Origin of the sequence: Achromobacter sp. MYb9, from assembly GCF_002975275.1 — a bacterium.
GTDB lineage: Bacteria > Pseudomonadota > Gammaproteobacteria > Burkholderiales > Burkholderiaceae_B > Achromobacter.
This window is the reverse complement of sequence record NZ_PCOQ01000020.1, coordinates 103,487-123,107: the sequence shown is the minus strand read 5'-3', so window position 1 is coordinate 123,107 and position 19,621 is coordinate 103,487. Positions and strand designations below refer to the sequence as shown.

Annotated in this window: 4 protein-coding genes; all 4 read right to left on the bottom strand. The window is 68.0% G+C overall.

The window, feature by feature from the left end; translation table 11 throughout:
- Positions 1–4,066 (bottom strand): non-ribosomal peptide synthetase (locus tag CQ050_RS23575; protein WP_146121061.1); only part of this gene is annotated, 4,066 nt, incomplete at its 3' end.
- A complete protein-coding gene (locus CQ050_RS23570; RefSeq protein WP_105559237.1) occupies positions 4,066–11,985 on the bottom strand; it encodes a non-ribosomal peptide synthetase in 7,920 nt (2,639 codons plus the stop codon). The genes CQ050_RS23570 and CQ050_RS23575, both read right to left, overlap by 1 nt.
- Positions 11,982–15,179 carry an amino acid adenylation domain-containing protein gene (locus tag CQ050_RS23565; protein WP_105559236.1) on the bottom strand — a complete coding sequence of 1,066 codons (3,198 nt, stop codon included), beginning with the start codon at positions 15,177–15,179 and terminating at the stop codon, positions 11,982–11,984. Before CQ050_RS23565 ends, CQ050_RS23570 begins: the two co-directional genes overlap by 4 nt.
- Positions 15,176–19,621 carry a condensation domain-containing protein gene (locus CQ050_RS23560; protein ID WP_105559235.1) on the bottom strand — a complete coding sequence of 1,482 codons (4,446 nt, stop codon included), beginning with the start codon at positions 19,619–19,621 and terminating at the stop codon, positions 15,176–15,178. Before CQ050_RS23560 ends, CQ050_RS23565 begins: the two co-directional genes overlap by 4 nt.

Here is a 19,621-nt window from a genome sequence, read left to right as displayed (position 1 = left end):
CGATGCGCACCTGCTTCAACCCGCCCCACTCGCCCAGCGCCTGCGCCAATGCGGCCAGCAGCAGGTCGTTGACCTGCGTGCGGTACGCGGCCGGCGCGTCCTTGAGCAGCGCTTGGGTCGTGGCGCGGTCCAGCGCCAGCGCCACGCGCTGTTGGTCGCCGACGCGGTTTTCGCCCTGCGCGTTGTCGCACGGCAAGGCGTCGCCTGCGGGCAACGCGCGCCAGTATTCCAGCTCGGGTTCATACGATGCACGCGCGGCTTCGATGCGCCGCGCCCATGCGCCGTAGCTGGCCGAACGCGCGGGCAGCGTGATCGTGCCGCCTGCCAGCGCTTGGGCGTAGGCCTGCTGCAAATCCGCCAGCAACACGCGCCACGACACGCCGTCCACGGCCAAATGATGAATGACCAGCAGCACGCGCGAGGTGCCATCGGCCACATGCATCAGCACAGCGCGCAGCAACGGGCCGTGCTCGATATCCAGACTGCGTTGCGCGGCATCGCACTGCGCCGCGATGTCGGTCACATTGCTGCGTTGCCACAGCAGGTCCGCCATGTCGGGGCTGGCCTCATAGCGTTGGCGCCAAGCGCCGTCTTCGCGCGTGAAGCGCAGGCGCAGCGCGTCGTGCTGCACGACGACGGCCTGCAAGGCGGCAGACAACGCTTGCGCATCGACAGACGCGTCGCTATGCAGCAGCACTGCCTGATTCCAATGGTTGTGAGACGCCAGCGGCAACGCCAGGAACGCCGCCTGAATCGGCAACAGCGGCACGTCGCCGACGGCCTCATCGGTAAGGTCTTGCGCCTGCGCGGCCACTGCCACACTGGCCAGATCGGCCACCGTCTGCCGTTCGAACACCTGGCGCGGCGTGACCTGCCAGCCCGCTTGGCGCAAGCGCGCCACGATTTGCAGGCTAAGTATCGAGTCGCCGCCCAATTCAAAGAAGTTGTCGTGGCGGCCCACCTGCGCCGCGCCCAGCACTTGCGACCAGATGGCGGCAAGCGCAGATTCGACGGCGCCTTCGGGCGCCTCGTAACCCTGGCTGGCGGCAAACTCGGCCTTCGGCAAGGCCTTGCGATCCAGTTTGCCGTTGGCGTTGACGGGCAAAGCATCCAACGTGACGAAGGCGGCGGGCACCATGTAGTCGGGTAACGCCGCCGACAACGCGACCCGCAGCGCGGCGGTATCCACTGACGCCGGTGCGACATACGCGACCAGTCGGGCGCCCGACGGGCCGTCCTGCGCAATAACTGCCGCTTGTGCGACATCGTCCCGCGCCAACATGCTGGCTTCAATCTCACCCAATTCGATCCGCAGGCCACGGATTTTCACCTGGTGATCCAGCCGGCCCAAGTACTCCAACTGCCCATCCTGCATCCAGCGCACCAAGTCGCCCGTGCGATACAGCCTGCCGCCCAGCCCGTTCGGGTCGGCGATGAAGCGGTCGGCAGTCAGGCCAGGGCGGTTCAGATACCCGCGCGCCAAGCCCACACCGCCCAGATACAGCTCGCCCGGTACGCCGATGGGCGCGGGGTTCAGCTGCGCGTCCAGTACCCGTGTATGAATGCCCGCGATGGGATAGCCGATCGGCACCACGCCGCTGCCATCGTCCACGCACGTCCAGTGCGTGACGTCGATCGCCGCTTCCGTCGGGCCGTACAGGTTGTACATCCCAGCCTGCGGCAACAACGCCAGGCAGTGCGCCTGCAAGTCCGCGCCTAACGCTTCGCCGCTGCACACGATGCGGCGCAGCGTCGCGCATGCATCCGCGCCTGCTTGTTCGGCTTGGCTGATGAAAGCGTGCAGCATCGAAGGGACAAAATGCAGCGTCGTGACGCCTTGTTCGCGTATCAGCGCGGAAAGACGCGCCGGATCGCGATGATCGCCCGGCCCTGCCAACGCCAGCCGCGCGCCCGTCATCAAAGGCCAGAAGAACTCCCACACCGAGACGTCGAAGCTGAATGGGGTCTTTTGCAGCACCACGTCGTCCGCCGTCAAGCCGTAGGCCTGCTGCATCCACGCCAAGCGATTGCTCAGCGCGATATGCCGGTTGGCCGCGCCCTTGGGCTTGCCGGTGGAGCCCGAGGTATAGATGACGTAGGCGAGGTTCTCGGGGTGATGCGTAACATCGGGCGGCGTGACCGGTTCGGACGAAACGTCCATCTGGTCCAAGGCCATCAAGGTTGTCGATGACGACAACGCGCCCATCCGCGCCGCCAATCCGGCCTGCGTCAGCAGCAACGACACGCCACTGTCTTGCAACATGTAGGCCAGCCGATCATCAGGATAATCCGGGTCCAACGGCACGTAGGCCGCACCCGCCTTCAACACCGCCAACAAACCTACAACCAGTTCCAGCGATCGTTCGGCAGCAATCCCCACGCACTGTTCCGCTCGTACGTCCAAGCGATGCGCCAATTGATTCGCGCGGCGGTCCAGTTCGCCATACGTCAGCGACGCATCAAGGCACGTCACCGCCACACGATCCGGCCACAGACGCGCCTGCCTCTCAAACTGGCGATGCACCGGTAGTGCGCCGAACGCCGACGCTACCTCATCTGCCAGTGGCCCGCCCGTCTCCCATTCGCTCAACGTCTTGCCTTCCGCCGGCGACAACAGCTCGGCGTCCCACACGCGCGCCGCATCATCGCGCACCATCGCCCGCAGCAGCGCTTGATAGTGACCGGCCATGCGCGTCAGCGTGTCGGGCATAAAGGCGTCGCGCGGATATCGCCACGTCACGCGCAGGCCGCCGTCATCGTATTGGGCGGTGTCGCATTGCAACGCAAAGGGCAAGGTCGGCGGCGCAAACGATTCCGGCGTGGCACGCAGTCCGGCCAATTGCCAGCTGTCTGCGCCGGGCAACTGTTGATGGTTGAACAGCACCTGGAACAGCGGTGTATGGTCCAGGCTGCGTTCGGGTTGCAGGGCGTCAACCAGTTTCTCGAACGGCAGGTCTTGATGGGCCTGCGCCTGCGCCACGGCGTCGCGCGTTCGGGCAAGCAGCGCCGACCAGCTCAAGTCCGGGGCAAGCGTGGCGCGCAGCACCTGTGTGTTTACGAACAGTCCCACCACGTCTTGCACCTCGGGGCGCGAGCGCCCCGCCACCGGCACGCCGACGCGGATGTCGGCCTGGCCGGTATGGCGCGCCAACAGCGCCTGGAAGGCGGCCAGCAAGACGACGAACAACGTGCAACCCCGGGCGTGCGCATAGCGGCGCAACTCGTCCGCAACAGCGTGTGGGACGTTGCTGACGCAGGCATCGGCCGCCTGCCCGCTTGCGCCACGCCGCGGAAAATCGGCGTTCAGCTGCAATACGGGGTGATCCCCGGCCAAGGCCTGACGCCAATAAGCCAGTTGCCGATCCTCCTCGCCGGCCGCCAACAGGTCTCGTTGCCAAGCCGCGTAATCGGTGTAGGCGATAGCGGGCGGCGGCGATGCGAGTTCCGCGCCCGTCCGCAGCGCCGCGTAGTGCTTGCAGAACGCATCCGTCAGCAACCCGATGGACCATCCGTCCGACACGATATGGTGCATGACGGTGACCAGCAGATGTTCTTCTTCACCGACGCGCACCAGCCCCACCCGCAGCAAGGGGCCGGTCAGCAGGTCGAACGGTTCGGCGATCCATGCACGCGTGATCTCTCGCGCCCGTTCCTCTTGATCCGCGTTCGGGGCGGCGCGCAAGTCTGCTTGAGCAAGCTCCATGCGCCACGGCGTCTGCACCACCGGATGCGCCATGCCGTCTTCGTCCATGTCGAATCGCGTGCGCAGCGCCGCATGCTGGGCCAGCACGCGCTCGAACGCCAGGCGCACGCTTTCGGTGTCCAGCACGCCCGTCAGGCGCAACACGCCCGGCAGGTGGTAGGCGGCATCGCGGGGGTCCAGGCGCCACAGGAACCACAACCGCTCCTGCGCGTGCGACAGCACTGGCGGCCCCTTGCGCGGCAGTATCGGCAGGTGCGACGGGTCCATGCCCTGTTCGCGCATCTTGTCGTACACGGCGCGACGCTGCGCAGGCGAAAGCGATGCGAATTTTCCGGCGATTTGCCGGGCCAGGGTGTCGTCCATCAAAGAATCTCCAGGGTATCGATGAACGCGTCGATGCTGCGCATTGCGTCGGCCTGCCCAATACCTGCCTGCGCCGCCTCGGCCACGCGCTCGGCGAAGCGCGCCAGCGTCTGTGCTTCGAACAGCGCGGCCAGCGGCGTTTCGATGTTCAGATCGGTCCGAATACGCGCAACCACCCGCATCACCAGCAAGGAATGGCCGCCCAGCTCAAAGAAGCTGTCGTCGCGGCCCACGCGCGGCACGCCCAGCACCGCGGCCCAGATAGTGGCCAGTTGCGCTTCCAGGTCACCCTCAGGCGCGGTGTAGTGACGTAGCGAAGCCTGCGTGTCGGGCGCCGGCAGCGCGCGGCGGTCCACCTTGCCGTTGGGCGTCAGCGGAATCGATGGCAGCACGACCCACAAGGCGGGAACCATATAGGCCGGTAAGGCGGATGCCAGCTCGGCCTGCACGGATTCCAACCAGGCGCGCTGCGCGTCGTCGCGCGACCCCGCCAGCGCCGGGTTGCGCGGCGTCACATAGCCGACCAGCCGATGGCCCTGCCCGTCATCGCGCGCCACCGTGACCGCCTGGCGCACGCTGGACAAGCGCGCCAGGAACGCGTCGATCTCGCCCAATTCAATGCGAAAGCCATGCACCTTGACCTGATGGTCGCTGCGCCCCACGTACTCCAGCACGCCGTCGGCCCGATAACGCGCCAGATCGCCCGTGCGGTAGAGCCGCGCGCCGGGCCGTGCTGCATACGGATCGGCAATGTACCGTTCAGCGGCCAGCCCCGGCTGATGCAGATACCCGCGCCCGACACCCACGCCCGCCACGCAAAGTTCACCGATGGCGCCAGCGGGAAGCAGGTCCAGGTTCGCGTCCAGCACGTACAGCTGCGTGTGGTCGGCCGCCGTGCCAATCGCCAGTACCGGGCCGGGCTCGTCCTTGGCATCGTCCACGCGGTACAGCGCCACGTCGTCCGCGCATTCGGCGGGGCCATAGGCGTTGACCAGCGGCACGCCCGGATAGCGATCCAGCCACGCGCGCGCCAGCGCCACCGAACTGGCTTCGCCCGTGGGCAGCATCCAGCGCAGGCCGGGCATCGACACCGCGTCGGCCATCAACATGCCCTGGATCAGGGTCGGCACGCATTCCAGCACGGTGATGCCGCTATCGTTCACGCGGCGGATCAGGGCTTGCGGGTCGCGCGCCACGTTATCCGCGACGATCTCGACGCACGCGCCGCACAACAACCCTGCCAGCAGCTGCCACACCGAAATGTCGAAGCTCTGCGCGGCCGTCTGGCCGATGACGTCATGTTCAGTAAGACCCAGCGCGGGAATCTTGCTGAGCTGGTTGTTCAACATGCCCTGGCTGGTGACGACCACGCCCTTGGGCATGCCCGTGGAACCCGACGTGAAGATCACGTAGGCCGCCTGGTCGCGATGCGCGGGTTCGCGCGGATCGGCGTCGCTGCCGGATGCCGGTACGTCGATGTCGTGCCGGGCCACTGCGGCGGGCAGCGCCGCGATCACGTCGGCGTGCGCCGCGGCTGCGCCACGATCCGTGACGACCGCGCGCGCGCGGCACAGGTCAAGAATCTGCGCCAGCCGCTGCGACGGCAAGGCAGGGTCCAGCGCCAGGTAGGCCGCGTTCGCCTTGAATGCACCCAGCACGGCCGCCAGCATGCCGATGCCACGCTCGGCCAGCACCACCACGACGTCGTCGCGGCCCACCCCGCCCGCTCGGAACGCGTGCGCGTGGCGGTTGGCCAGCCGATTCAGCGCGTCGTAGCGGATGTCTCCGTTCGCGTCGCGCGCCGCGATGCGCTGGGCGTGTCGGCGCGCCTGCGCCTCGAACAGCGCGGCGTAACCGGTGTCCAGCGGATAGCCGGGCGTTGCGCCCCGCCCAAGCGCCAGCACGCGTGCATGCTCATCGTCGGGCAGCAGGCCGATCTGCGCCAACGGCGAGGCCGGCCGGCCGGCCAATTGCCCAAGCACGTGGCGCAGGCCGTCCAGCACCCGCAGGACCGACTCCTCGTCGAACTGGTCAGCGTCATAAGTCAGTTGCAGCACCAGCTGTTCGCCGGGCTTGACCACGACCGTAAGCGGATAGTTGGTGTGCGTGCGGGCGCCGTCGGCACGCGCGCCGATCGCTTGCGCACGCGCCAGCAATGCGCCGTCAACCGGCGCGTTTTCAAAGACGAACAAGGTATCGAACAGCGTGGTGCCACGCGGCACATCGGCCAGCGCCTGGATCTCGGCCAGAGACAGGTGTTCGTGTTCGCGCAGCGCGGCATTGCCGGCCTGCACGGTGCGCAGCCACTGCGCCACGCTGATCGGGCTGTCCGGCCCCGGCACGTCGACGCGTAACGGCAAGGTATTGATGAACAGGCCGATGGTGTCCTGTACGCCATTCAGGTCTGTGGGCCGGCCGGCGACCGTCACGCCGTAGAGCACATCCTGCAAACCGGCCACGCGGGCGAGCCACAACGCCCACGCGCCCTGCGCATAGGTGTTCACCGTCAACTGTTGCTGCTGCGCCGCGCGCTGAAGCGCCGTCGTCTCGGCCGGGGTCAGTGACACCACGGCGTCGGCGGTTCGTGACTGGCCCGGCGTGGGCGCGCCACGGCCCGCCAGCGGCAAGGGCGTGACCGTGCCAAAACCACGCAGCGTGTCGCGCCAGTACGCCCGCGCGGCCGCCATGTCTTGCCGCCCCAGCCATGCGATGAAGTCGCGGTACGGCACCGGCTGCGCCAACTGCGGGGCCTGCCCCTGTGCATAGGCGTCGTAGGCGGAAAAGAAATCCGCCAGCAACAAGGACCGGCACCAGGCATCCATCAGGATGTGGTGATAGCTCAGCACCATCCGGTCGCCGTCGGCCAGCCGCGCCAGCCTGACGCGCCACAGGGGCGCGGCGCCCATATCAAAGCCCGCCGCCAGCTCGTCTTGCAACAGGTGGTCTAGCTGGGCCAGCGCCGCCTCCACGGGCAGCTCGCGCCAGTCAAACACCTGGACGGGCGCGTCGACCTCGCGACGGATGACTTGCACGGGGGTCTCGCCCGCCTGCCAGGCGAAGCCCGCGCGCAGCGCTTCATGCCGTTGCGCCATCAGGTCCCACGCCCGGCGCGCCGCGTCCAGATTCAGGTGCCGGTCAAAGCGGTAGCGGTCCTGCATCAAGTACATGCCGGAGCCGGGGTTCATCAGCGTGTGCAGCAACAGCCCCTGTTGCATGGGCGTCGGGGGATAGATGTCGGCCACCTCGCGCGGGTTCGGCGCCAGGCGGTTCAACTGCGTCTGGGACAAGGCCGCCAGCGGAAAATCGGATGGCGTCACGCCACCGACCCCCGGCGCGTCGACCACGTCCGCCAGACGGGCAAGCTCGGCCACGCAAGCGTCAGCCAACGCGCGGACCTCGCTTTCGTCCTGCATGGCGGCGCTGTACGACCACGTAAAACGCAACGCGCCGTCGCGTAACGCAACGCCGATGTCCAGCACGCTGCGACGCTCGCTGTCGGGATCGCGTTCAACGCCAGCTGGCTCGTCGGCCCACGTCCAGGTACGCGCGGCGGCGTCGGTCCGGCCCAGATAATTGAAGGTGATGCGGGGATACGGATGGTTGGCCAACACGCGGCCGGCGGCCGTCATCGTGCGCAGCACGCCATAGCCCAAGCCTTTGTCGGGCACCGCCCGCAACTGCTCTTTAATCGCCGCCAAGGCGCTGCCAAGATCTGCCGCGCCCGGGCGCACCCGCAACGGGAACAGGGACGTAAACCAGCCGACGACTCGGCTCGCATCCACGCCCGTCGCGTCCTCTTCGCGGCCGTGTCCCTCAAGCTCCAGCAACACGCTTTCGTGGCCTGTCCAGGCGCACAGGACGCGCGCCACGGCCGTCAGCAAAAGCTCGGAAGCCTGCGCCCGATACGCCCGCGCACCGCCGGACAACAAGCGCGAGGATGCCGCCGGGTCCAACTGCGCCGCCACGCTGCGCTGGTCCGACACGCGGTTGGCGCCATTGGGCCGCGCCACGGGTAGCGGCGCGTCCTGCTCGCCGCAGATCGCCAGCCATTCCGGTAATTGGGCCTGCGTGGCGGGCAACGCACCATAGCGCGCAAGCGCCTGCGTCCAGTCGGCAAAAGACGTCGTGGCCGATGGCAAAGTCAGCGGCGCGCCACGGCGCGCCTGGTCATAAGCGGCTTCCAGGTCTTCCAGCAGGACGCGCCAAGAGACCGCGTCCACGACCAAGTGGTGCGCCACCCACAACAGCCGTCCTGGGCGGCCCGCGTCAGGGCGGCCCACGTCAGGGCGGCCCCCGTTCGGCTCGACCCACGCCGCGGCAGTCACGGGCCCGGATTCCACACTGAGGCTGCGTTGCAAGGCGTCCGCCAGGCCCGCGAATGGGGCGTCGGTGTCATCCCCGGATGGCGTCAAGGCCAAGCGCGGCGCCACGGCGTCGGTGTCGTACTCCTGCACCCAGCCCGCCTGCGCGTCCTGCCGATAGCGCAGCCGGAACGCATCGTGGTGCGCCAATACCGCGTCCATGGCGCGTTGCAGCGCGGCCACGTCGACCTCTCCATTGGGACGCAGCACCACCGACTGGTTCCAATGGCTGCGATGGGGCACGGACAGATCAAAGAAAGCCTGCTGCACTGGCGACAACAAGGCCGCGCCACGGGCCGGACCCGTTGCCGTCTCGGGACGCATCGCCGATGCCGACAAGGCCAGCGCCGCGATCGTCTGCCGCTCCATTACGTCGCGCGGCGCGATCTTCACGCCCTGCTTGCGCGCGGCCGCCACGATCTTCAGGGTCAGGATCGAGTCCCCGCCCAGTTCGAAGAAGTTGTCGTGCCGGCCGATGCGCGGCACCGCCAGCACGGCCCGCCAGATGCCGGCCAGCAAGTGTTCGGTGTCGCCGACCGGCGTCTCGAACACGCTATCGCGCTGGAAATCCGCCGCGGGCAGCGCCTTGCGATCGATCTTGCCGTTGGCGCTAAGCGGCAACGCCGCCAACACCACGATGACGGCGGGCACCATGTAGTCAGGCAGTTCGGCCGCCAGGGCCGCGCGTAGCATGACGGGGTCGGGTTGCTGCGCGGCGTCCCGTGGCGACACATACGCCACAAGCTTCGTGCCGCTGGCGGTCTCGTGCGCCACCGCCACCGCTGCCGCCACACCAGGCTGCGCTGCCAGGCGAGTCTGCACTTCGCCCAGCTCGACCCGAAAGCCGCGAATCTTGACCTGGTGGTCCGCGCGCCCCTGATACAGCAACTGCCCATCGGCGCGCCATGAGGCCAGATCGCCAGTGCGGTACAGCCGGGCGCCCGGCTCGGACGCATAAGGGTCCGCCACGAATCGGTCCGCCGTCATGCCCGGGCGGCGCACATAACCGCGCGCAAGGCCCATGCCCCCCAAGTACAGTTCGCCGACAGCGCCGGGCGGGCTCAGGTTCAGGTCGGCGTCCAGCACCCATGCCTGGGTGGCCGAGATGGGCGCGCCGATGGGCACGCGCGTGCCATCTTCCGTCGCGCAGCGCGATGCCGTTACGTCGATCGCGGCCTCGGTCGGGCCGTACAGATTGTGCAGTTCGGCCCACGGCATGCGTTGCAGCACGTCGTCGCGCACCTCGGCAGGCAAGGCTTCGCCGCTGCACAGAATACGGCGCAGCGATGCGCAGCGTGCGGCCGATTCGTACGCCATGAAGGCGGCAAGCATCGACGGCACGAAGTGCACGGTTGTAACAGCATGGCGGTGAATCAGCGCCACCAGGCGCTCGGGGTCGCGGTGATCGCCGGGTTGCGCCATGACCAGCCGCGCGCCGGTCATCAGGGGCCAGAAAAATTCCCAGACCGACACATCAAAGCCGAACGGCGTCTTCTGCAACACGACGTCGTCGGCCCCCAGCCCGTACGCCTGCTGCATCCATGCCACGCGGTTCGTCAAGGCGGCATGCCGATTCGCGGCGCCCTTGGGGCGGCCGGTGGAGCCAGAGGTATAGATGACGTAAGCCAGGTTTTCCCCGTGCAGCGTCACGTCCGGGTTGTGCACGGCGTCGCTGGGCGGGGCGTCACGCAGATCGACAATGGCAGGCCCATCGGACGACACCAAGCCATCGGGCAGATCTTGCGCGCAAAGCAGCAGCACCGCGCCGCTGTCCCGCAACATGTAGGCCAGCCGCTCGACCGGGTAGTCCAGATCCAGCGGCACATAGGCCGCACCAGCCTTCTGGATGGCCAGCAGCCCCACCACCATGTCTACCGAGCGCTGCACGGCGATGGCGACCAGCGCGTCAGGGCCTGCGCCCCGCGCGATCAAGTCATGCGCGCGGCGATTGGCGCGGGCGTTCAAGTCGGCATAGCTGAGCGTGTCGTCGCCGCACACCAGCGCAATGGCGTCGGGCGTGGCGCGGGCCTGCTGTTCAAACAAGCGATGCACCGGCGCGCACTCAACGTGTTGCGCGGCGTTGCGGCTCCAGGCCTGCACTTGCTCGCGCTCCTCCGGCAAGATCACGTCCAGAGCCGCCACACGGCTGTCCGGCTGCGTCACCAGCGCCTCTAACACGCACAGATAGCGCCGCCACATCCGCGCCGCGGTGTCCTCGCCATACAGCGCCGTGTTGAACTCCAGCCTGCCGTGCAATGCTGGGGCCGGCCCGGCGGCGTCATCCCACAGCAGGTCCAGCGACCATTCGAACTTGGCGCTGCGTTCGGGCACGGGCAAGCGCTCTACCTGAACGCCCGGCAAGGACAGCCCCGGACCGGCGCTGCCGACCTGAAGGCCGAACAGCACCTGGAACAACGGGCTGCGCGCCGGGTCACGCACGACCTCCCGGCTTTCCAGCAACAGTTCCAACGGCAGGTCGGCATAGTTCATGGCGGCGCGCGCGTCGGCGCGCACGGCCAGGCATACCTGGCGCAGGCTGGCCGATGCCGGCGCATCCACGCGAAACACCTGCGTCGTAACGAAGAAACCCAGCAGCTCCTGAAGCTCCGGGCGATTGCGGTTGGCGCTAGGCACGCCCACGGCAAAGCCGGTCTGCCCGCTGAGCCGCCCCAGCAACAGTTGCCACGCCGTGAACAGCGCTACGAACGGCGTGCATTGCGACGCGCGGCAAAATGCGCGCAGCCCTTCAACCAGCGCCGCAGGCACTTCGACGTACCGCGAAGCGCCCTCGGCGCCCAGTACGGCGGGACGCGGATGGTCCGTGGGCAAGGCCAGGTCTTGCAAGTCGTCACCCAGATGCGCATTCCAGTGCGCAACGTGCGCCGCATACCCCCCGGCCTGCGCGTGCCCGCGCTGCCAGGCGGCAAAGTCGCTGTAACGCCGCGGCGGTTCGTTGGCGACCGCAGCGCCGGATGTGGTGATGTCTTCATAGGCTTGCGCCAGATCCCGCATGAAGATGGGGTTCGACCACGCATCCGAAACGATGTGATGCAGGCTCCACGCCAACACGTGATCGTCGCGTTCCAACTTGATCACGCACGCGATCAACGCGGGCGCTCGGGTCAGGTCGAAGACATGGGTTGCGATGCGCGCGCTGTGGGTTTGCAGCGCGGCCTCGCGCGCCTCAGGCGCCAGCGCGCTCAGGTCCACCTCGTCCAGCGTGAACGCATGCACGGCGTTCACGCGCTGGCGCGGCTCGCCATCCTGTTCATGAAAGGTGCTGCGCAAGACCGCATGGCGACGAGCCAGCGCGGCGAAGGCGGCACGCAATGCAGAGACGTCCAGCTTGCCCCGGATGCGCAAGGCGCGCGGAAGGTTGTACGCGGTAGAGGCAGGGTCCAGCTTTTGCAGAAACCACAGCTGCTGCTGCGAGTACGACAGGGGCGCGTCGTGCCGCGTGTCGCTCACCGGTATCGCCGATGCGTCCAGCGTGGCGTCATCGTCGTTGTCGTCTTCGGCGAGCAACGCTCGCAACAGGGCTTGCTGGGTATCGCTCATGCGGGCTCCGTCACTTGGGCGGCCAGGGCGGCGCGCTCTTCGGGCGACAAGTTGTTCAGCTGGACGCGCAGCTGCGCGATCTGGTCCAGTTGCGCGGGGTCCTCGGCTTGCTGGCGTAATGCCGTGGCCAGGCGCGCCACGGTGGGATGGTCGAACACCAGGCCCGGCGCTGCCTCGACGCGCAATTGCTTGCGCAGCCGCGTGACCAGCTTGATGACCAGCAATGAATGGCCACCCAGCGAGAAGAAGTCGTCATGCACGCCCACGCGGTCGCGCTCCAGCAAGACGCCGACGCACCCCGCCAGTACGGCCTCCAACGCGTCGCGAGGCGCAACCGGTTCGGCCGAGTCCGCATCAAGCGCCGTGACGACCCGCGCTTGCAGCGCGTGGCGGTCTACCTTGCCGTTGGGCAACCGTGGCAGATCGGGCAGACACTGGATGCGCGCGGGCAGCATCGGTGCGGGCAGAAGCTGGGCCAGCGCCGCGCGCAGGTCGGTGTCGGTTTGGGACTGATGCGCATCGTCCATGGTCACGCACGCTGTCAGTTCGACGCCTGCCGCGCCGGGCATGGCCAATACCGCGGCCTGTTGCACGCCGGGCAGGCTCAGCAGCGCCGCTTCGATCTCGGCCGGCTCGATGCGAAAACCCCGGATCTTCACCTGATGGTCGGCGCGTCCGGCCAAACGGAGTCCGCCGTCCGGCAGCGCGTACGCCAGGTCGCCGCTGCGATAAAGACGTTGCCCGGGCAAGTAGGGATCGTCGATGAATGCATCGTCGCCGGACGCACGCAGGTAACCGTCGGCCAACTGCGCGCCGCCGATGTACAGCTGGCCCAGCGCCCCTTGCGCCGTGGCGGTCAGGTCTGTGTCCAGCAAGCGGATGCGGCAGTTGGGCAGCACGCGCGTCAACGGCAGCACACCGCCCGCGTCGGCATCCGCAGCATCCGTGACTGCATGAACCATGACGCCGACCGTGCTTTCCGTGGGGCCGTAGTGGTTGAACAAGCGGCAGCCGGGCGTCAGCTTGAATAGGCGCTGCACCAGCGCGGCGGAGGTCGCCTCGCCACCCAGCACCACCGTACGCGGCGCGACGGCGGCATCGCAATCGAGCAGCGCAGCCAGATGCGACGGCACCATCTTGATGGCATCAATGCGTTGTTCGCCAAGGAATCGCGCGAAGGACTGCGCGTCTTGCATCGCCGTGTCGCTGGCGATCACCAGCGCGGCGCCGTTGAACAACGCGCCTAACAGCGCCGTGTTGCCCAGATCAGCCGCCACGGTGGCCGTCAGCGCCCAGCGGCGCGCCTGGGCCAGCGCCATGGCATGCGTAGCCCCCACGACATAGTTCAGCAAGGCGCGCTGCCCCACCGCCACGCCCTTGGGCGCGCCCGTGGAGCCCGACGTATACAGCACATAGGCGGGTTGGCGCAGCAGCGCCGCGTCGTTCATTGTGGGCAGCGTGGCGTCTGACATGCCCGCGCCCAGCGTCACTTGCGCCACGCCGTCAAACAGCGGCGCGTCCTGCGCACGCTGCACCACGCACACGGCCGACGCATCCTGCATCAGCGCCGCGCACCGCGCGACAGGCCACTGCGGGTCCAGCGGCAGATACGCCGCGCCGCAACGCCATGCCGCCAGCAGTGCAATGATCAGGTCAGCGCCGCGCGGCAGACGCAACGCGACGACGGCGCCTGCCGCCACGCCCTGCCCTGCCAGGACGCGCGCCGCCTGGTCCACCCGAACCGCCAGCGCCGCGTAATCCAGTGTTTCGCCGTCGTCCACGATGGCCGGCGCTGACGGGGTGCGCGCGGCCCACGCCAGCACGTGCGCCAGTAGCGATTGCGCGCCGGCATCCCAGGTTTCTCCGGCATATTGCGCGGTATCGGGCGCGGCGGGCGGCAAGAGCTTGGACAAGGGCGTTTCCGGCGCGCTTGCCGCTTGCGAGAGCACATCCAGGTACTGCGCCAGCAAGCCCTGCACGGCGGCTGCGCCATAGCGCTGCGGCGCGTAGACGAACTGCAAATGCGCGACCTGGTCGGCTGCCGGTGTCAGTACAACGTGCAGGGCCAGCTCAAAATCCGCCATCCCGGCGCGGGTTTCCCAACGCACGGCCGCCACGTGAGCGCCTGGCAGGCCCTGCGGCATGGCGACGAACCCGACCTCGTGATGCCGGGAGCCGCCATCGGCGGCAAGGGCGTAATGTTCCTGCGCGCCGATATGGGCTTGGCGGCGCTGGGCAAGCTGCCGCGCGCAGTGCTCAAACGTGTCGTCCGGCTGCCAGTCGACCTCCAACGGCAACACTTTTTCGTAGGCACCGACCGCGCCGGCCAGCATGTCGTAATCGGCGCGGCAGTCGTGCCGCCAGCCGGTTATGTGACGATAGCTGCCCGTCAAACGGCCCAGCAACGCCAGCCACGCAGCGTGCAACAAGGTTTCAACAGGCAGCTCCAGGCGTTGCGCCAGTGCCGTCACGCCACGCGCGGCCGAGGCGTTCGCGGCGCACACGGCGATGCCGGCGTTATCCTGCGCCGCGCCCGCCGCACGATAGGACAGCCGAGGCACCTGCAAGCCGGACGCCTCGCCATGGTCGCGCCAATACGCGCGCCCCGCGTCGGCATCCGGATCGGCCGCCAGCTCCTGGCGCCACAGCACATAGTGGGTGTAATCGAACGCTGCAGCCTCGCCGGTATCGGAATCGGAGGGTGAAGTTGGACTTGGCTTCGAGGCGCTATCCATCACCCGCGCCACGTCGTTCAGCAGTTGCAGCATCGACCCCTCATCCGCGATGAGGGGCGTGGCGGCCAAGGCCAGCCAGCCACCCTGCCCGGCGCCCGTGAACCAGGCGGCGTGCAGGCCGTCCTGCTGGGCGGCAATGCGGTCATACCAGGCCTGCGCGGCGCGCTGCGGGTCCTTGCCCACGCCCGCCACGATCTCCCACGTCCAGACGGCATCGTCGCCCACCTGCTGGCGCAGGCCGCGATATCCCGGCACCTCGGCAAAGCGCAAGCGCAGCGCCGGATGCGCGGCAACCACGCGGCGTAACGCCGTCCGCAACGCTACGCCGTCGTGCCCGGATTCGATACGGGCCAGCATCAGGCGCGCCGCCGGGGCTGGCCCGGACCGGGCCACGCATGCCCGCTGCTCGGGGCTCAGCGGCAGGAAATCCGCCGCCGCGAAATCGGTGGTGTGGCTCATCGGCTGACTCCTGTATCCGCTTGGGCGTCCAGCGCCGCACGGTCGAACATCGACCCCATCGCCACCACGACCTTGCGCGGTTCCTCATAGGGGTCGCGCGCGTGCGCCGCCAGCATGTTGTCCAGCATCACGACATCGCCCCGCCGCCAGTCGAAGCGCACCGCGCATTCCTCATAGGTCTTGCCGATCAGGTCCATCACAGCGTCCGGAATGGGGCTGCCGTCGCCAAAGCACACGTGACGCGGCAGGCGCTCCAGGCCGGCCGTGCTCAACAGGTGTTCGCGGACTTCCGGCTCCAGGCAATGCAGGTGATGCAACTGCACCTGATTAAAAAAAACGCGCTCGCCCGTGACGGGATGCGTGATGACCGCCGGGCAGCGCGTGCGCGTTTGCAAGGCGTCGTCGCCCAGCCAGGCGAAATCGATACCGGCCTGACGCAGCGTGGTCTCTACCTGCTGGCGGTCATCCGTCTTGAAAAACGACTGCCAGCTGACGTCCAGGCGATCCGTGAAAGTACGGATGTAGAGCAACTGCTTGCGTTCAAACTCTTGCACCAAGGCGGCGGGCAGGCGGCGCAGCATCTCGCGGCAATCCACGATGGGCGTCGCGCCGCCGACCCGTGACGGCAGTTCGCAGAAGAACAGTTGTTTACGTGGCCAGCGATCCAGGTGCGCGCTTTCGTTGTGATACAGGATCATTTGCCTTTCGGGGTACGGCGTCGAGCGGTAGGTGTTGCGACCCCCCTCTTTCTTCGGCAGGTCGCCGTAGTCGCCGTACAGCACCGGTTCGACGGATTCGGCAAAAGACTCGAACTGCTGCGCCGTGCTGATCGCGAAGTTGCGGAACAGGATGCCGCCATGCGTTTTCAGCCAGTTCTCGATGCGCGCGCGCTCGGCTGCTGCCCACGCGATGGGGTCCAGGTCCGGGTCCAGCGCCTCGACGACGATGGGAAATTGCCGCTCAGGCGACAGGAACGAGGTGCGTATTGCAGCGTGCGTAGTGGCATGCGTAGCGGCGGGCGACGCCGGCCCCCGTGCCGACAAACTTCGCAGGCGGTCCAGCTTGGCGGCAGGTGACGGATTGGCGACAGACATGCGAGGCTCCTTGAATGAGGGCAAGGCGTAGCCGCTCAGTGGCAAGCCGGGGTCGGCGGCCACTTGGCGCAGCAGATCCGCCCATCCCTGGGCGACGCGTTCAATCGTGGACAGGTCGTACAACGCCGTGGCGTAGTTCCACTCGACGTCCAGGCCTTGTTCGCGCTCGTGCACGAACACACCCAGGTCGAATTTCGAATCCGTGGCGGGGGCATGGCGCGGTTCGATCGCCAGGCCCGACAGCGTGAATGCGTGGTGCGGCGTGTTTTGCATCACGAACAACACCTGCACCAAGGGGTTGCGGCTGCGATCACGGGCGGCGCCGGTGGCGTCGACAATGCGGTCAAACGGCACGTGTCGTTGTTCGAATGCGGTCAACACGCCCTCGCGCACCTGCGCCAGCCAGTCGCTGAATTCCTGATCCCGCCGCACGCGGGTGCGCAGTGGCACGACGTTGACGAAGAAGCCGATCAACGGCGCAAGTTCGACGTGGTCGCGGCCGGCGACGTCCGTGCCGATCACGAGTTCGTCCTGGCCCGAGCGGCTGTGCAAGACCCACAGGAAGGATGCAAGCAGCAGCTGGAACAGCGTGGCGTCGTGGCGGCGAGCCAGGTCGGCCAACTGGCGGGTCAGTGTGGCGGGAATGGGCAGGCGCAGTGTCGCGCCGCGCAGGTCCGCCACGGCGGCGCGCTCGTGGTCGCCGGGCAAGGTGCTAATCGCCGGAACGCCGGCCAACGCGCGCCGCCAATAGTCCAATCCTGCCTGCATGGCGGGCGACTGCGCGTGCGACCGGCTCCATGCCGCGTAATCGCCATACTGCAGCGCCAAGGGAGGCAGTTCATGGCCTTCGTAACCCGCGCACAACTCGCGCAGGAACACGCCGGCGGACCAGCCATCAAACACGATGTGATGCGCCACCAGCACCAGCAAGTGCCGATCGGCCGCCAGACGCAGGACCGCCGCACGCAACAGGGGCCCGGCATCCAGGTCAAAGGGCTGAGCGGCGCAGGCGGCAATGTGCATCGCGGCCGCATCCGGCTGCGCGCAGAGGTCGGTGACGGGCAGCGGCAGCGGCACGGACGGCAGCACACGCGCCACCGGATCGCCGTGCTCATCTTCCGGATAGATGCTGCGCAGAATCTCATGGCGCCCAACCGTGCCATTCAAGGCGCGCGCCATCCGGTCCAGGTCCAGCTCACCGCGCAGCTCGTAGACGGCGCTAAGGTTGTAGGCGGCGCGCTGCGCCGGTGTGGCGGCCAGCCGGTCCACCAGCCACAAGCGCTGCTGCGCAGGCGACAAGGGCATATCGGCCAGCCGCCGCGCGGGCGGCAATGGCACGGGCGCGGCCTCATGCTCCGGACTCAACCTGGGCAGCGTATCGATCAACGCGGCGGCCTGCGCCAGTTGCGGGTGTTCAAACACGGCGCGCAGCGGCATGTTCACCGACCAGCGCGCGCGAATCCGGGCGGCGACTTGCGCCGCGCTGAGGGAATTGCCCCCCAGATCGAAGAAGTGCGCCTCGCGGCCTGGCGCCTGGCGCGCCAGCACCTCGGCCCAGATCGCGGCCAGCGCCTGTTCGGTGTCGCCCCTGGCCGGCTGCGGCGTGGGTTCGTCAACCGGGCCGCCGTGCAAAAAGGCCCCGTCTTGATGGATGGCGTAGGCATCCAGGGTTTTTTCCAGCCAACCCAGCCGGGTGGCGGCGCGTTGCAGCTTGCCGCTGGACGTCTTGGGCAAGGCGCCCGGTTCCAGCAGCAGGGTCACGGAGGCAGGCTCGCCGCAAGCGATGCCGACGGCGTGGTTCAGCGCCGATACCGTGGCCGCGGCCGTCGCCTTCTTGCGATGCGTGCGCGAAATCTCGACCGCCACGCCGATGCCCTCGCCTTGCGGGCCGTCCACGCGAAACACCGCGACGCGCCCTTTCCGGGCGCCATCGATCCGCGCCTCGATCACGCGTTCTATGTCTTGCGGGTACACGTTGTGCCCGCGCACGATGATCAAGTCCTTGAGGCGGCCGTTCACGTACAACTGGCCGCCGTGAAAGCAGCCCAGGTCGCCGGAACGCAACCAGCGCACGCCGTCACGCGTCACAAAGGTCTGTTGCGTGGCTTGCGGGTTCCCCCAGTAGCCCGCCGCGATGCTGGGACCCGCCGTCCAGATCTCGCCCAGCGTGCCCGGCGCGGCTGGCTCGGCCGTCGTCGGGTCGGCGATCAGCACGCGGTGATCCGCGGCGGGAACGCCGCAAGCGACCAGTGGCGTTCCCAGGGGCGCCGGCCGCAATTGGCCGCCCGCCAAGCCCGCTTCGTCAAAGCGGGTGATTAAGGGCCCGTCACCCCGCTGGTTGCCGGTCACGAACAAGGTGGCTTCGGCCAGCCCATAGCACGGGTAGAGGGTCTGACGCGGCATGCCGGCCGGCGCGCACAGGGCAGCGAACGCGTCGACGGAGTCATTGCGCACCGGCTCGGCGCCCGAAAATGCGATGCGCCAGTGCGACAGGTCCAACATGCGGATCTGCTCGGGCGTTACGCGCTCCACGCACAGGCGATAGGCAAAGTCGGGGCCGCCGCTGACCGTGGCGCGATAGGCGGAAATGGCTTGAAGCCAACGCAACGGGCGCTCAAGAAAATACTTGGGCGTCATCAGCACCACGCGGCAGCCCACGTAGACGGGCTGCAACAGCGCGCCGATGAGCCCCATGTCGTGATACAGCGGCAACCACGACACGAAGGTATCGTCGCGCCGCGTGAGCATGCCGGCCTGGATGGAGCGTTCGTTCGCCATCAAGTTGGCGTGCGTCACCATCACGCCCTTGGGCGCGGCGGTCGATCCCGAGGTGTATTGCAGGAACGCGACGTCTTCGCCCGCCGGTTCGAAGGGCTGCCACCGTTGCGCGTGCGCCGTGTCGATGCCGTCCACCGCCATCACGTCCACGCCCGCGAATACCGCGTCACTGTCTTGCAGCCAGCTCGCAACGTTTGCGGTGGCCAGCACACCGGCGGCCTGGCAGTCCTTGGCCATCAGGCGCAACCGTTCCAGTTGCTGATCGCGCGCGGACTGCGGCGGAAACGCGGGCACCGAGGTCATGCCCGCCGCCATGCACGCAAAGAATGCAATGACGTAGTGCTCGTCGTTGTCCAGCAGCAAAAGCAAGCGCGAGCCGATCTCATGGCGCGCTTGCAGTGCGGCGGCCAACGCGCGCACACGCAGGTCCAGAGCCCCATAGCTATAAGACGTGTCGCCCTGGGCGTTCAGCACGATCAACGCGATGTCGTCGGCGCGGGTGTGCGCCAATTCGCGCAGGCGCGCCGCGATGCTGACGGTGGTTTCGGATACGGAAGCCGGATGATTCAT

Bases quoted from the DNA above. Each gene is read 5' to 3' on its own strand.
- CQ050_RS23560 (WP_105559235.1), bottom strand. From the start codon at position 19,621: ATGAATCATCCGGCTTCCGTATCCGAAACCACCGTCAGCATCGCGGCG.
- CQ050_RS23570 (WP_105559237.1), bottom strand. From the start codon at position 11,985: ATGAGCGATACCCAGCAAGCCCTGTTGCGAGCGTTGCTCGCCGAAGAC.
- CQ050_RS23565 (WP_105559236.1), bottom strand. From the start codon at position 15,179: ATGAGCCACACCACCGATTTCGCGGCGGCGGATTTCCTGCCGCTGAGC.